Source organism: Pseudomonas sp. R2-37-08W (genome assembly GCF_003851705.1).
In the GTDB taxonomy this organism is placed as follows: Bacteria; Pseudomonadota; Gammaproteobacteria; order Pseudomonadales; family Pseudomonadaceae; genus Aquipseudomonas.
This window is the reverse complement of record NZ_CP027728.1, coordinates 3,420,139-3,433,310: the sequence shown is the minus strand read 5'-3', so window position 1 is coordinate 3,433,310 and position 13,172 is coordinate 3,420,139. Positions and strand designations below refer to the sequence as shown.

17 protein-coding genes and 1 tRNA gene are annotated in these 13,172 nt (G+C 53.3%); 12 read left to right on the top strand and 6 right to left on the bottom strand.

Annotated features, from left to right (window positions below; all coding sequences use genetic code 11):
* The first annotated feature begins 84 nt into the window (after positions 1-84).
* Genes C4J93_RS15810 through murB form a run of 7 tightly spaced genes read left to right on the top strand, consistent with a single transcriptional unit; the run spans position 85 to position 4,606 of the window.
* A complete protein-coding gene (locus tag C4J93_RS15810; RefSeq protein ID WP_122676958.1) occupies positions 85-720 on the top strand; it encodes a MotA/TolQ/ExbB proton channel family protein in 636 nt (211 codons plus the stop codon).
* Positions 717-1,145, top strand: a complete 429-nt coding sequence (locus tag C4J93_RS15805; RefSeq protein WP_124429874.1) for a biopolymer transporter ExbD — start codon at positions 717-719, stop codon at positions 1,143-1,145. Before C4J93_RS15810 ends, C4J93_RS15805 begins: the two co-directional genes overlap by 4 nt.
* Complete coding sequence (gene lpxK, locus C4J93_RS15800) at positions 1,145-2,155, top strand: tetraacyldisaccharide 4'-kinase (RefSeq protein ID WP_124429873.1); 1,011 nt, start codon at positions 1,145-1,147, stop codon at positions 2,153-2,155. Before C4J93_RS15805 ends, lpxK begins: the two co-directional genes overlap by 1 nt.
* Positions 2,156-2,179: 24 nt before the next feature.
* Complete coding sequence (locus C4J93_RS15795; protein WP_003174668.1) at positions 2,180-2,365, top strand: Trm112 family protein; 186 nt, start codon at positions 2,180-2,182, stop codon at positions 2,363-2,365.
* Positions 2,362-3,126, top strand: a complete 765-nt coding sequence (kdsB, locus tag C4J93_RS15790; RefSeq protein WP_124429872.1) for a 3-deoxy-manno-octulosonate cytidylyltransferase — start codon at positions 2,362-2,364, stop codon at positions 3,124-3,126. The genes C4J93_RS15795 and kdsB overlap by 4 nt, the downstream gene beginning before the upstream one ends.
* On the top strand, positions 3,126-3,590 hold the full coding sequence (locus C4J93_RS15785) for a low molecular weight protein-tyrosine-phosphatase (RefSeq protein WP_124429871.1): 465 nt from the start codon (positions 3,126-3,128) through the stop codon (positions 3,588-3,590). The genes kdsB and C4J93_RS15785 overlap by 1 nt, the downstream gene beginning before the upstream one ends.
* The gene (murB, locus tag C4J93_RS15780; protein WP_124429870.1) at positions 3,587-4,606 is read left to right on the top strand and encodes a UDP-N-acetylmuramate dehydrogenase; all 1,020 of its coding nucleotides are present in this window, start codon (positions 3,587-3,589) and stop codon (positions 4,604-4,606) included. The genes C4J93_RS15785 and murB overlap by 4 nt, the downstream gene beginning before the upstream one ends.
* 71 nt (positions 4,607-4,677) lie before the next feature.
* Here the strand turns inward: murB and C4J93_RS15775 are convergent, their stop codons facing one another.
* Entirely contained in the window at positions 4,678-5,349 is a 672-nt protein-coding gene (locus C4J93_RS15775) for a Bax inhibitor-1/YccA family protein (protein WP_053256786.1), read from the bottom strand.
* A 152-nt stretch (positions 5,350-5,501) separates the two neighbouring features.
* Here C4J93_RS15775 and C4J93_RS15770 point away from each other — a divergent pair.
* Positions 5,502-5,592, top strand: a tRNA-Ser gene (locus C4J93_RS15770).
* 92 nt (positions 5,593-5,684) lie between these two features.
* Here the strand turns inward: C4J93_RS15770 and C4J93_RS15765 are convergent.
* On the bottom strand, positions 5,685-6,044 hold the full coding sequence (locus C4J93_RS15765) for a hypothetical protein (protein WP_177413536.1): 360 nt from the start codon (positions 6,042-6,044) through the stop codon (positions 5,685-5,687).
* Positions 6,045-6,395: 351 nt separating this feature from the next.
* Between C4J93_RS15765 and C4J93_RS15760 the strand changes: the two genes are divergently transcribed.
* Both C4J93_RS15760 and umuC read left to right on the top strand, forming a co-directional pair.
* Positions 6,396-6,821, top strand: a complete 426-nt coding sequence (locus C4J93_RS15760) for a LexA family transcriptional regulator (RefSeq protein ID WP_122749465.1) — start codon at positions 6,396-6,398, stop codon at positions 6,819-6,821.
* A complete protein-coding gene (umuC, locus tag C4J93_RS15755) occupies positions 6,814-8,085 on the top strand; it encodes a translesion error-prone DNA polymerase V subunit UmuC (protein ID WP_124429869.1) in 1,272 nt (423 codons plus the stop codon). The genes C4J93_RS15760 and umuC overlap by 8 nt, the downstream gene beginning before the upstream one ends.
* 12 nt (positions 8,086-8,097) lie before the next feature.
* Here umuC and C4J93_RS15750 read toward each other — a convergent pair whose 3' ends face one another.
* The 4 genes from C4J93_RS15750 to C4J93_RS15735 form a co-directional block, all read right to left on the bottom strand.
* Complete coding sequence (locus C4J93_RS15750) at positions 8,098-8,859, bottom strand: hypothetical protein (protein ID WP_124429868.1); 762 nt, start codon at positions 8,857-8,859, stop codon at positions 8,098-8,100.
* A 40-nt stretch (positions 8,860-8,899) separates the two neighbouring features.
* Positions 8,900-10,009: a hypothetical protein gene (locus C4J93_RS15745; protein ID WP_124429867.1), complete on the bottom strand. Its 1,110-nt coding sequence runs from the start codon at positions 10,007-10,009 to the stop codon at positions 8,900-8,902.
* 320 nt (positions 10,010-10,329) lie between these two features.
* A complete protein-coding gene (locus C4J93_RS15740; RefSeq protein ID WP_256660082.1) occupies positions 10,330-10,791 on the bottom strand; it encodes a toll/interleukin-1 receptor domain-containing protein in 462 nt (153 codons plus the stop codon).
* 754 nt (positions 10,792-11,545) lie between these two features.
* Positions 11,546-11,770 (bottom strand): hypothetical protein, encoded by a 225-nt coding sequence (locus tag C4J93_RS15735; protein WP_124429865.1) that lies wholly within the window; start codon positions 11,768-11,770, stop codon positions 11,546-11,548.
* A 224-nt stretch (positions 11,771-11,994) separates the two neighbouring features.
* Here C4J93_RS15735 and C4J93_RS15730 point away from each other — a divergent pair, with 224 nt between their 5' ends.
* The gene (locus tag C4J93_RS15730) at positions 11,995-12,303 is read left to right on the top strand and encodes a hypothetical protein (protein ID WP_124429864.1); all 309 of its coding nucleotides are present in this window, start codon (positions 11,995-11,997) and stop codon (positions 12,301-12,303) included.
* Positions 12,300-12,953, top strand: a complete 654-nt coding sequence (locus C4J93_RS15725) for a hypothetical protein (RefSeq protein WP_124429863.1) — start codon at positions 12,300-12,302, stop codon at positions 12,951-12,953. Before C4J93_RS15730 ends, C4J93_RS15725 begins: the two co-directional genes overlap by 4 nt.
* The last annotated feature ends 219 nt before the right edge of the window (positions 12,954-13,172 follow it).

Below are 13,172 nucleotides of genomic sequence, written 5' to 3'. Positions count from 1 at the left end.
TGCGACAGTCCGGTCTGCGGCCAACGAACCCCGCTGCTGAACCTATATGATAAAGTGGCGCACTTTTTCGAGGGGGCATTCACTGTGTGGGAATTGGTCAAATCCGGCGGCTGGATGATGTTGCCGATCATCATGAGTTCCATTGCCGCACTCGGCATCGTCGCCGAACGCCTGTGGACCCTGCGTGCCAGTCGCGTTACCCCCGAGCACCTGCTGGGGCAAGTCTGGGGCTGGATCAAGAACAAGCAGCTCGACAAGCAGAAGCTCAAGGAACTGCGCGCCAATTCGCCACTGGGTGAAATCCTTGCCGCCGGCCTGGCCAACTCCAAGCATGGTCGCGAGATCATGAAAGAGTGCATCGAGGAAGCCGCAGCGCGAGTGATCCATGAGCTGGAGCGCTACATCAACGCCCTCGGCACCATCGCCGCCATGGCGCCGCTGCTCGGTTTGCTGGGCACGGTGCTGGGCATGATCGACATTTTCAGCTCGTTCATGGGCTCGGGCATGACCACCAACGCCGCGGTGCTGGCCGGCGGTATTTCCAAAGCGCTGATCACCACGGCTGCGGGCCTGATGGTGGGTATCCCGTCGGTGTTCTTCCACCGCTTCCTGCAACGGCGCATCGATGAACTGGTGGTCGGCATGGAACAGGAAGCCATCAAGCTGGTGGAGGTGGTGCAGGGCGACCGTGATGTGGACCTGGTCGAGGGCAAAGCGTGAAATTTCGCCGCAAGCAACGGGAAAATGTCGATATCAACCTCGCGTCGCTGATTGACGTGGTGTTTATCCTGCTGCTGTTCTTCGTCGTTACCACCACGTTCACCCGGGAAACCCAGCTGCGCGTCGACTTGCCCGAAGCCGTGAGCGGCTCCCCGGCCGAAGACCAGCAGGTCAAGCAACTGGATATCGCCATCAGCGCCGATGGCGTGTTTTCGGTAAATAACCAGTTGCTGGAGAAAAATGACCTGGCCAGCTTGATGGAGGCCCTGCAGAAGGAGTCCGGGGGCGACACCAGCATGCCACTGTCGATCAGCGCCGACGGCAAAACCCAGCACCAGGCAGTGATTACCGCGATGGACGCTGCCGGCAAGCTCGGTTTCAGTCATCTGCGCATGACCACCGTCGAGGCGGCGAGCGCACCCTGATGGCCATGTCCGATCGTTTGCTCAAGGCCTGGTACGACGGGCATCCGGCCCTCGTGCTGTTAAAGCCGCTGGAGTGCCTGTATCGCCGGGTGGTGCAGCGCAAGCGCGCGCGCTTCCTGGCGGGTGAGGGCGCTGTCTACCAGTCGCCGGTGCCCGTTGTGGTCGTGGGTAATATCACCGTAGGCGGGACTGGCAAGACGCCGCTGATCCTGTGGATGATCGAGCACTGTCGGCGCAGTGGGTTGCGCGTAGGCGTGGTCAGTCGTGGGTATGGCGCCAAGCCGCCACAGTTGCCCTGGCGGGTCGAGGCCAACCACAGTGCCGAAGTGGCCGGCGACGAACCGTTGCTGATCGTGCAGCGCTGCGGGGTACCGTTGATGATCGATCCGGATCGCAGTCGTGCGGTGAAAGCGCTGTTGGCCAGCGAAACCCTGGACCTGATCCTTTCCGACGACGGCCTGCAGCACTATCGTCTGGCCCGTGATCTCGAGCTGGTATTGATCGATGCCGCCCGTGGCCTGGGCAATCGCCATTGCCTGCCGGCCGGGCCGTTGCGTGAGCCGGTTGAGCGCCTGCAGAGCGTTGATGCGCTGCTCTATAACGGCGCCGCCTCGGACCGCGAAGACGGCTTTGCCTTCCGCCTGCAACCCTCGGCGCTGGTCAACCTGCACAGCGGCGAGCGGCAGCCGGTCAGCTACTTTCCGGTAGGCCAACCGGTACACGCGGTTGCCGGTATCGGCAATCCGCAACGTTTCTTCAATACCCTTGAAACGCTACACTGGCAGCCGATCCCCCATGCGTTTGCCGACCACGCGCCCTATAGCGCCGAGGTGCTGGATTTCACGCCGCCATTGCCGCTGGTCATGACCGAAAAAGACGCGGTGAAGTGCCGCGCCTTCGCCCGGCCCGGCTGGTGGTACCTTGCGGTGGATGCGCTGCCGTCGCCAGCATTCATCGCCTGGTTCGATACGCAGTTGATGCGCTTGCTGCCCAACCGTCTTTTGCCTTAAACCGCTTACTTCCAGGAACTACCCATGGACACCAAACTGCTCGACATCCTTGCTTGCCCGATCTGCAAAGGCCCGCTCAAGCTCAGCGCCGACAAAACCGAGCTGATCAGCAAAGGTGCCGGCCTGGCTTACCCTATCCGTGACGGCATTCCGGTGATGCTGGAAAGCGAAGCCCGCACCCTGACGACCGATGAGCGCCTGGATAAATGACTACCGCCTTTACCGTGGTGATTCCCTCGCGCTATGCGTCGACCCGCCTGCCGGGCAAGCCGCTGCAAATGATCGGTGCCAAGCCGATGATCCAGCTGGTATGGGAACAGGCCTGTAAAAGCAGCGCTGAACGGGTGGTGGTGGCGACCGATGATCCGCGCATCATCGAAGCCTGCAAAGGTTTCGGCGCCGAGGCGGTGCTGACCCGCGAAGATCATAATTCCGGCACCGACCGCCTGGCCGAAGTGGCCACGCAACTGGGCCTGGCACCGGACGCCATCGTGGTGAACGTGCAAGGCGACGAGCCGTTGATCCCGCCAAGCGTCATCGACCAGGTCGCCGCCAATCTGGCGGCCCATGGCGAAGCGCGCATGGCCACTCTGGCCGAACCGATCGAAGACAGCGAAACCTTGTTCAACCCGAACGTGGTGAAGGTCGTCAGCGATATCAACGGCCTGGCCCTGACATTCAGCCGCTCGATCCTGCCCTGGGCGCGGGATGCCTTCGCCAACAACCCCGACGCACTGCCGCAAGGCGTGCCGTACCGCCGCCATATCGGCATTTATGCCTATCGCGCCGGTTTCCTGCATGACTTCGTCAGCTGGGGCCCGTGCTGGTTGGAGAACACCGAGTCCCTGGAGCAGCTGCGGGCCCTGTGGCACGGCGTGCGCATCCACGTGGGCGATGCGCTGGAAGCGCCGCCTGCAGGCGTCGATACCCAGGAAGACCTCGAGCGCGTCCGTCGCCTGCTGGGGGCTTGATGGAGGTCCTGTTTGTCTGCCTGGGCAATATCTGCCGTTCGCCCACCGCCGAAGGCGTTTTGCGCCATAAGTTGCGCGAAGCAGGTTTGTCCGGCCAGGTTGAGGTGGCGTCAGCGGGGACTGGGCAATGGCATATCGGCAACCCACCGGACCAGCGCAGCCAACGTGCGGCGCTGGCGCGGGGCTATGACTTGTCATCCCAGCGTGCCCAGCAGGTCTGCCGCGCCGACTTTGCGCGCTATGACCTGATCCTGACCATGGACCACAGCAACCTGCGCCATCTCAAAGCCATGCAGCCTGCACAGGGTAAGGCGCAGTTGGATATATTCCTGCGCCGCTTCGGCGGTGAAGTGGACGAGGTGCCAGATCCTTATTATGAAGGCGAACAAGGTTTTGAGCGGGTCCTGGACCTGATCGAGCGCGCCTGTGATTTATTGGTGATTGAATTGAAGGGGCGGTTATGACCTTGCAAGTACTGGCGCAGGTCTCCCTCAAGCCGTTCAACAGCTTTGGCATCGACGTGCGCGCCCAGCTATTTGCCGAGGCCCGCAGTGATGCCGACGTGCGGGAAGCCTTGGCCTACGCCGAGGCGCACAGTGTGCCGCTGCTGGTTATCGGGGGCGGCAGCAACCTGCTGCTGACCCAGGACGTGCCTGCCCTGGTGTTGCGTATGGCCACCCAAGGCATTCGCGTGCTGCACGATGATGGCGTGCAGGTGGTGGTCGAAGCCGAAGCGGGCGAAGCCTGGCACCCCTTTGTGTTATGGACCCTGGAGCAGGGCTTCTGCGGCCTGGAAAACCTCAGCCTGATCCCCGGCACGGTCGGTGCGGCGCCAATGCAAAACATCGGTGCTTACGGCGTGGAGGTCAAAGATGTGTTTGCCGGACTCACGGCGCTGGATCGTGAGACCGGTGAACTGCGGGATTTCAGCCTGCAGGAGTGCCGGTTTGCCTACCGCGACAGCCTGTTCAAGCATGAAGTCGGCCGCTGGTTGATCCTGCGGGTACGCTTTGCCCTGAGCCGCGCCAGTCACCTGAAACTCGACTACGGCCCGGTGCAGCAGCGTCTGGCCGGGCAGGGGATTACCAACGCCACGCCAGCGGATGTAAGCCGTGCGATTTGCAGCATTCGCCGCGAAAAATTGCCCGACCCGGCGCAGCTTGGCAATGCCGGCAGTTTCTTCAAGAACCCGCTGGTGCCCCAGGCCTTGGCTGCTGAGCTGAAAAGCCAGTATCCGGACCTGGTGGCCTACCCTCAGGCAGACGGGCAAACGAAGCTCGCCGCCGGTTGGCTGATCGACAAGGCGGGCTGGAAGGGCTTTCGTGAGGGCGACGCTGGCGTGCATGCATTGCAGGCGCTGGTACTGGTGAATTATGGCTCTGCCACCGGGCGTGAGATTGCCAACCTGGCGCTGCGTATCCAGCAGGATATTGTCCAGCGCTTCGGGGTGGAACTGGAGATGGAACCTAACCAGTACTGATCGTCCTTGGGCCTCGGAAATGAAAATGCCCCGTATCTCGCGATACGGGGCATTTTTTATAGCATTAACAATCAGTCGTCACGGCTCATGATGCCGAAGATCTGCAACAGGCTGATAAACAGGTTGTAGATCGACACATACAGGCTGATGGTCGCCATGATGTAGTTACGCTCGCCACCATGGATGATGGCGCTGGTCTGGAACAGGATGCACACCGAGGAAAACAGCACGAAACCTGCGCTGATCGCCAGTTGCAGGCCGCTGATCTGGAAGAACATGCCGGCTACCACCGCCGCCAGCAACACGAAGAAGCCAGCGGTGATGAAGCCGCCCAGGAAACTCATGTCCTTACGGCTGATCAGCACGTACGCCGACAGGCCACCAAACACCAGCGCGGTCATGGCAAATGCCGAACTGACCACTTCCGCGCCGCCGGCCATGCCGAGGTAACGGTTAAGGATCGGGCCAAGGATAAAGCCCATGAAACCGGTCAAGGCAAAGGCCGATACCAGTCCCCAGGCCGAGTCACGCAGCTTGTTGGTCAGGAAGAACAGACCATAGAAGCCGATCAACACGACAAAGATATTGGGATAACCGACGCGCATCTGCTGGGCCACGTAAGCCATCACGCCGCTGAATGCGAGGGTAAGGGCGAGCAGGCCGTACGTATTGCGCAAGACGCGGCTGACTTCAAGCTGCTCAGCCTGCGCGTTGCCATTCACTGCGTAATTCTGTTCGCGCATGGCGACTCTCCTTCAGTTTTGAAACGTTCAGTCGCAAAGATCATAACAGACGCTCTGTAACAAGCTATGCAGAGAGTTTGACAGTGTGTTTCATTCGGGTATTATTGCGCCCGCTGACGCAGGATGAGCTACTATGATCCTGTAACGCACAAGGGAAATTGGCAGAGTGGTTGAATGCACCGGTCTTGAAAACCGGCGAACGTTAATAGCGTTCCCAGGGTTCGAATCCCTGGTTTCCCGCCAAGATTCACACGAAAGCCCGCACTGCGGGGCTTTTGCGTTTTCGGGGTTTGGATAGGCAGAGGCGGTTTCTGAGAGGGGTTCCGAAACTTTGTCTATTTGGAGGGTTTAGCGGTGGCGCCGATCCGCCTGTAAACCCGCTTGGTGATCTCCTGTCGGCTATGTCCCAGCAGTAGACTTGCGTCGCCAATATCGACAATTTCCGATGCGGCCTTGGGCCGAATGTCACGAAACTGAAACCCTCCAATTTTTGCTGCGAGCATTGAGCCCCCCTGATCTAGTGCGTTCTGCTGTGCCTGTTCCCTTGCCTTGTCCCATCGTAAGCGCAACATGCCCTTCGTCATCCTCTTCCCGTACTTGTTGATCAGCAGGTATTTGGATGAGTGGTGAGCGTTTCTTTCTGTTATTTCTCGAACTAATTTCCCGAGGCTGTTTTCCCCGGCGTCCGTTTGCATCAAGATTCTGAGCTTTTGTCCTGTTTTACCTTAGGTGACCAAGAAGTAATCGCCATCGATGTCGTCGCTACGCATTACGATCACGTCAGCTGGCCGCTGGCCTGTCAGATACGCCAGATCCATTGCTTCCCTTAGCTCCGGTCGTGCGGTCCCATACCCCATTTGACTGCATCGATATGCAGCCCATCTCATCTGGGGGCTCAGTAATGAAGATTGCCATCCCTTCATACTGCACAAATCGTCCGCACATACGCCCTTCTCCGTCTGTCGATATCCCCTACAGAAAAATTGACCGCAAGCGTCCTACAAAGTTAACTGTACATTCGTACAGTGTCTGTAAAAGGCCGCATCATGAGCTTCACCATTTTAGGTCCTATCGCTGAGGCAGGCGTGAAGCTGCCTATGTGTTCGTTTCAGGTTCCGGCTGGCTTCCCTTCGCCGGCAGCGGATCATATTGAGCAGCACATCTCATTGGATGAGGTCCTGAATATCCGCGCACCGCATGTGTACCTGGTAGCCATCACCGGAGAAAGCATGCAGGGGATTGGTATTTTTGAAGGCGATCTCGCGGTGGTGGATCGTGCCATCGAGCCGGCGCACGGGCATGTGGTGGTTGCTCTGCTGAACAATGAGCCCGTCTGCAAGCGCCTATGTAAGCGCGGCCGGGAGGTCGTCCTTCTGTCAGAAAATCCCAAATACCCGGCGCGATACGTTCTCGAAGGGGATGAGCTGTCAATCTGGGGTGTGATCACCAGCACAGTGCGCAGCCATGTCTAAGCCGCAACCGACCTTTGCGCTTGTTGACTGCAACAGCTTCTATGCCAGTTGCGAGCGGGTTTTCCGGCCGGACTTGGCAAAGGTACCCATCGTGGTCCTTAGCAATAATGACGGCTGTGTCATCGCGCGCAGTTACGACGCGAAGCCGTTCATCAAGATGGGCGAGCCGTATTTCCAGATCAAGCACAAGCTCAAGCAACACGGCATTGTGCCGTTCTCCTCCAACTATGCACTGTACGGCGACATGAGCGAGCGCGTGATGAGCCTGATCGAGGCGTTGGTGCCGGCAGTTGAGGTTTACAGCATTGATGAGGCTTTCGCCGATTTGACCGGTATCAGTGGGTTGGATGCGTTAGGCCGACAGATCCGCGCCCAGGTACTGCGCTGCACCGGCATACCTGTTGGTGTGGGTATTGCTCATACAAAGACGCTGGCGAAGCTGGCAAACCACACCGCGAAGCGTCTGCAATCGCAGACCGGGGGTGTGGTCAATATCACCGACCCGGTTAAGCGGGACTGGGTGCTGCGTAATACGGACGTGGCGGAGGTGTGGGGCGTTGGCCGCAAGATGAAACTTCACCTTGATGCGATGGGCATAAAGTCTGCAATGGACCTGGCTAAGGCGGATCCCTGGACGCTCCGCAAGAAGTTCAGCGTTGTGATTGAGAAGACGGCCAGGGAGCTGGGCGGTACACCTTGCCTGGAGCTGGATGAGCCAGATCCGCCAAAGCAGGAGATCTGCTGCAGTCGCATGTACGGCCAGCGGTTGACGGAACTGCCGCCTATCAAAGAGGCGGTGGCCACCTACATGATGCGAGCTTCTGAAAAGCTTCGCGCCCAGAACTCGTTGTGCAAAAAAGTAAGGGTGTGCATTCGCACCGGGATGTTCAACCCAGAGGAGGCGAAGTACGCCAACGGAATAGTGGTGGATATGCCTTATCCCACTAACGACGTCCGGCTTCTTACTCGCGCCGCGGTAGGCGCGCTCGACCGCATATTTCGAGCAGGCTTCAAGTACAGTAAGGCAGAGGTAATATTGCTTGACCTCTGCCACCCAGGTGAGTACACAGATGATCTGTTTGCTATATCGCAGCCGACTGAGGCAACCAAGGTAATGACGGTGCTGGACCAAATTAATCAACGATGGGGTAGAGGGGCACTGCGCTCCGCCAACGTTCCGTTGGATCCCGATTGGGGGATGCGCCGTGAGATGATGAGCCAAAGCTATACCACTAAACTTGATCAGCTATGGAAGATTGGTTGAATAAGGCCCAAGCTAAAGTACTTCAGCTATATTGATGTCCACCTTGTTTTGCTCTGCTATTACTTTGATTGCTTCTGCTATGGATTCACGGTCCCGCATTGATCCTTCCGGGAGCATATTTGTACGAAATGGCCAATCGTCGCAGATAAAGCCTGTCTTTAGGAGGAAGCTTGTACGTTGTGCGCCGTCATACATGTAGACAAGAGCTAGTTCAGTGTTTTTACTGTAGATTTTTTTGTTGAATTTATTTCTCGACACTGTTATTTGTTTGTATTTTTTCATCTTTTTAAAGACGATGGAATCGGGTGATTTAGCCGGTTTGCATTTTATGGCAGAGCTGTCCGTTATAAGGAAAAATTCTATTTTTAAGTGTAGCTCAAGAAAAGGGTTCGGTGCGATTTCTAGTTTTGAATACTTAGTTGGCTCTAACGATGTAGCTTCTAACCCTTTGATAACCAAGGGGGGATCAAATTTTTGAAGGCAAAAATAGCTGTTTGATTTTTTAAATAAAACATTGATTTCGTATATTATTAATGGCTTGTCTTTAAGGTTTGTTATTGAAAGTGAAGTGATGCTTATAGGACTGTTTGAGGAAGCGCCTACTGTTGCAAAGTAAACAGCTTTGTTTCCCCATTTTTTGCTTGCTGTTGTTAGTCCAATTGCTACTCCCAGTATGGCTGCGATATTTCGGAGGTCGTTTAGATCAATTAATGATTCAAGTGGCGAAAAGTCGAATGAATGCATTGTGGTTAAGATGTCGTTTACAAGGTCCATTTTTTGCCTGCGGATTTTGTGTGTTCTTAATAAGTGGGTTCTATGGTTTTTTGTTAAGAATCAAATACTCATAGTAGTAAAGCGATTTTATGAGGTGGTGTAAGTAATGCATTTCTCTGAATTGAACTAGTATCATTCGCATGAAGCTTAAGAACGTTATTTCTAGTTTCGTTTCTTGGCGTAGACCTTCTTTGTTTGGAAAGCAAGTAATTATTTGCGCTTCCTCATTGTATTCAAATGTGTAGTGCGCAATGGAATTGCGCACGCCGGTATTTAATAGCTCGTCGTCAATTTTGTACCAGCAATCATCAAGGTATTTTAATTTTTCTGATAACGTCTTGTTTGCAAATTTGTCGAGGCTGGATAGTGCGGCGCCGTCTTTACTTGGTAAGAAAGAGTTATGGTTGCTACGATGAATTAAATTGTTTATTCCTGCGACTAAAGCCAGTTGTCTGCCAACTATTTCAGATAGGTCTTTGTACATGTCTTTGCAGTTTTCAAAGCCGAGCTTTGATACTTTGGCAGAGCTTTTTTTTTCTTCTTGCCCAGTGCAGAAGTCTAGGAATATAGCTGGCCTCAAATACAGCTCAATCTCAAAAATTCGTCCGTATAGACTTAAGCAGTCTCGTTGGAGGCTATTAAGAAACCCCGTTTCTTTGATGTGGTTATAGAATTCATCTAGTTGACTGCGCTGAGTCTGTGAGAGATGCATGATGATTTGTGGGAAGGTACTGGTTATTTCTTCAACTGTATCCTGCTCTAAAAAAGCTAACGAAACCCGTGAGAGCACTGTGTAAAGTAGAAGGTTGATGTCCTCGGGGGCGGTGGATGTGGGACGATCCTCTTTCAAAAATTCAATGGCTTTTTTTCTGAATAGTTCTTTGTTGTTCCTTGGGTAAAGTTTAAGTAGCTGCTTTACCTCGTTGAAGCGTTCTCCAAAATGATTGAGGATGTCTAGCCGAATGCGAAATATTTCAACGGCAGGCACGCCTTTTATAACTATTTTATCCTTGTCCACCATTCCGCTTGCGACCAAGTACGGTGTTTGACCCATTACATAAGAAGTACTCCACACCGGAAAGTCTAGGTGTAGATCAATGAAGTAGCGATCTTGTTGTTCGAGGGTCTCTCGATCAAATTTGATTTCCACCGCGTTCCGTAAGCCGCCCCCTCTCATATCTTTAATATCTATTTCTATAGCTGTGCCACATCCTTCACATAGAAAGGATAAGGGTTGAAAAGTTCTGTTTGACATGCCTATACGGCAATGCGTCTCTGCGCCACACGTAGAGCATGAGATGGCTGTATTTATATTCATCGTTAATGGCTGTGCCTTAATAGAGTTGTATAAAATGTAAACCGGCTGCTTCTATCATACGTAGTCGATGATAAAATATGTATGTTGACTAGAAATTGGTGATCAACATGCAAATGGTCTTTTTATGGTCGCAAGCCCAGTGTGCAATAGAGTCAGAGCGAGACCAATTCTGCGATTTTCGCCGCGACTACTGCCATTGAATCTTCAGTGGTGTCTAAACCGGTTCTGGAGGCAAGCATAGGGCTGACATTCCGAAGAGCTTCATATGTAGTGTTGTGTACAATGGGAACGAGCTGGTTACCGGCCAAAAGTGTCGAAAGCTCTTTATCTGCGACGCTCTCTTTGGGGAGACGGGTTAAAAGCGCAGGGGTGACTAGCACGAGTCCAATTCTCGAGTTCGCTAAACCCCTATCAATCGCACGCATCATTGGAACGCCGAGGCCAAGGTCCTTTTCGCTGAACCAGACTTTGACACCCGCTGCCACGAGCAACTCGTGAAGTTCTTTAGCCGCACCCTGTCGGTCGTCCCAGGCGTGGCATAGGAAAACATCACGAAGATCGGGCTGAGCCACAGATCTCGTCTCAACAGTTTCGCGGATCGGAGTGAGTGACATCACTTGAGCGTGAGTGTACGAAACGGATGAACCCGCTTTCGACCAGCGCGGCCTAGAACCGCTACCAGGCGTAGTGCCACCGCCACCAGCATTGGCGTAATTACGGGTACTGCCGCCCGATGAGGGATAGGACGAATCATAACTGTTATAGCGGGAGCTATTATGGTAGCGGCATGCAGGACACGCAGCCGCCGCTGCTGCTGAGCTATGGCCGCGAACTGGTGCTGTGCATCTAGACATGTCGTAATCCTTTCATTGTTCAGTCCCTTAGCGACATACGAATGTACGTCCGACCAAACGATAGCCTAGTGCCATGCATAAAGAGAAGATCAATTTTTTGAGGTGCTACCACACCCTCTAAAAAAGATCCAAAATCTCTGCGTGAGTGAGCGGTTTACCGAGAGGAGATCTGCCGTAGAGATTTATATTGGCTATAACTAGGCTTGCCTGGTCAGGCCGAAGGGGGGATTGGATTGCTTCGAAACCGCTGCAAAGGTAGGGCTTCGGCGCCTCATGATCTGTCCCCGCCAAAGTGGTTAAAAATCAAGACGACCAATCATCACCCGACTGTCGTGGAGAGTGAATGATTAAATTTAAGATGGGGCAAAAATGGGGCAAACCATACGCCAATCTATGCCATCCAATGCCCATTATGCATTTATGCAACCTGCCTTGGGCGAGCGTCGCAGCCCGTAACCACGGGCCTATTCCCCAAAATCCACCATATACCCCTACACAATCGGGGTATGCATCATCAAAAGTCTTGGGTTCGTAGCTTCGCTATGCCTTGCTTGATATGACCTGCGTTTTCGCCGATAGCGAACAACGCGCCACGTACATTTTCGCCGACCTCAGGTGATCCTCGCGTTTCGCTTTGAAGCGTGAGTTCCATAAGTGCTGCTTCAAGCGCAAGCTGATTTTCGTACATTCTTTCAAGCACATCCGCGAATGAATTCACGTGCCATGGTCGCTGCCTCATTTAAAATCCTAAGCATAGCAGCGGCATGAAGGATTGCGCTTAGTCAAAAATGCTGCCGGTGCACAGCGTGCTCGTAATGCAGTGGGTGCCGAAATTGACAGCCTGGGCCTTTCAGTAGCTCTTGCTGAAGCCATGGAACTGGACCGCGTCTGAGGCGGCATACGACTTTCGGTCTAGGAGGTGGCATATTGCTGGCGTAAGTTCGTAGAACTGATAATGTTCACTTGGCGCTGCGTGAAAAATGTCTTTTGCCAAAAACTCAAGAATTAGAGGTTGTCGTGAATTCATATATGGAACCTGTTTATTTAAATGAAAAGATGGTATTGAATTGTGCTGCCTATCTTTTCAAAGGTGTCGCTATGGAGTCGGAGGCGCAGGAAGGGAAAAAGACCTCAGGCAAACTGAATATAAGTCTTGGGTTTAAATTTCTAAATGAGTTGATATCTCCTGTCTCCGGAGGTGGAGAACTCGCCAAGGAGTCCACTTCAACTACAAAGACAGCCCGGCGTTATACGATGGGGGGTTGCATATGACTCTCATCGATGAGTTAAATGAGCGAGAACTGATAAATCATGATTTTAAGGTAAGTGAGTCTTCAAGTTCTTCAAGTTTTGTTCAGCTCGACGTTGTTCTTAAGCCTGTTGATTTTTATTCCATACTTGAGGCGTTGAAAATTTCCGCGCCATTAATTTGTCAGGTGCTCCAAAATTTTGGTGAGAAAATAAATCAAAAGGTTTTTGGAAATAAAAAGCTTAAGGATGATATTAAAAAATATGAGGAGTTGATTGCAAATGTTCTCGCCGAACTCGAGGGGGATTATCTTAAATCTGGTCAGCTTGAGATGTTAATGTCTTGTCCTACTACGGGTAAGCAAATTGGTGTTTTGGATGTAGACCTGGCCGATGCAGATGCGCTATCTATAAAGGCCAAATTAACAGATGGACGGTTCCGTGTTATCGGTAGAGTGTCAAGACAGATCGGAGAGGGAGAAGCTATAAGTTTGGTGCAGCGAACTGTACTGTCTTCAATATTGAGTATTGTTGAAAAAGTTGTTACGGCGACAGATGGTATTCACGATTATCAAGCAGGAATGAATGTAGCCAGGGGTTTAGCGCAGCAGGTATGCCAGCTAAATTTATCTGGTCCCGCTGTCCGCGTGATGGCCATGTCCGTATGTATATGATGGATATTTATTTTCTTGTCGATGTCCTTAATTATCTCGCTCGACATCGGATGAGAGGCTACTAACGGCCCAACGCTTTTACAAACTCTGGGACTGAAACCAGTCACGATGTATTTGGTAAGCCTTAGACATTTCTTTGGTTTGCGTTCATTCGGCAGGAAGCCGGGGGGAGTGCATAACAGTTCCCAAACTCAACAATCACCTCCTATAGAATGCGGC

What these genes read in the sequence shown, in the direction of transcription:
- C4J93_RS15785 (WP_124429871.1), top strand. Translation starts at nt 3,126, where the DNA reads ATGGAGGTCCTGTTTGTCTGCCTGGGCAATATCTGCCGTTCGCCCACC.
- C4J93_RS15725 (WP_124429863.1), top strand. Translation starts at nt 12,300, where the DNA reads ATGACTCTCATCGATGAGTTAAATGAGCGAGAACTGATAAATCATGAT.
- lpxK (WP_124429873.1), top strand. Translation starts at nt 1,145, where the DNA reads ATGGCCATGTCCGATCGTTTGCTCAAGGCCTGGTACGACGGGCATCCG.
- C4J93_RS15740 (WP_256660082.1), bottom strand. Translation starts at nt 10,791, where the DNA reads ATGTCACTCACTCCGATCCGCGAAACTGTTGAGACGAGATCTGTGGCT.
- umuC (WP_124429869.1), top strand. Translation starts at nt 6,814, where the DNA reads ATGTCTAAGCCGCAACCGACCTTTGCGCTTGTTGACTGCAACAGCTTC.
- C4J93_RS15765 (WP_177413536.1), bottom strand. Translation starts at nt 6,044, where the DNA reads ATGCAAACGGACGCCGGGGAAAACAGCCTCGGGAAATTAGTTCGAGAA.
- C4J93_RS15775 (WP_053256786.1), bottom strand. Translation starts at nt 5,349, where the DNA reads ATGCGCGAACAGAATTACGCAGTGAATGGCAACGCGCAGGCTGAGCAG.
- C4J93_RS15750 (WP_124429868.1), bottom strand. Translation starts at nt 8,859, where the DNA reads ATGGACCTTGTAAACGACATCTTAACCACAATGCATTCATTCGACTTT.
- C4J93_RS15735 (WP_124429865.1), bottom strand. Translation starts at nt 11,770, where the DNA reads ATGAGGCAGCGACCATGGCACGTGAATTCATTCGCGGATGTGCTTGAA.
- C4J93_RS15760 (WP_122749465.1), top strand. Translation starts at nt 6,396, where the DNA reads ATGAGCTTCACCATTTTAGGTCCTATCGCTGAGGCAGGCGTGAAGCTG.
- murB (WP_124429870.1), top strand. Translation starts at nt 3,587, where the DNA reads ATGACCTTGCAAGTACTGGCGCAGGTCTCCCTCAAGCCGTTCAACAGC.
- C4J93_RS15795 (WP_003174668.1), top strand. Translation starts at nt 2,180, where the DNA reads ATGGACACCAAACTGCTCGACATCCTTGCTTGCCCGATCTGCAAAGGC.
- kdsB (WP_124429872.1), top strand. Translation starts at nt 2,362, where the DNA reads ATGACTACCGCCTTTACCGTGGTGATTCCCTCGCGCTATGCGTCGACC.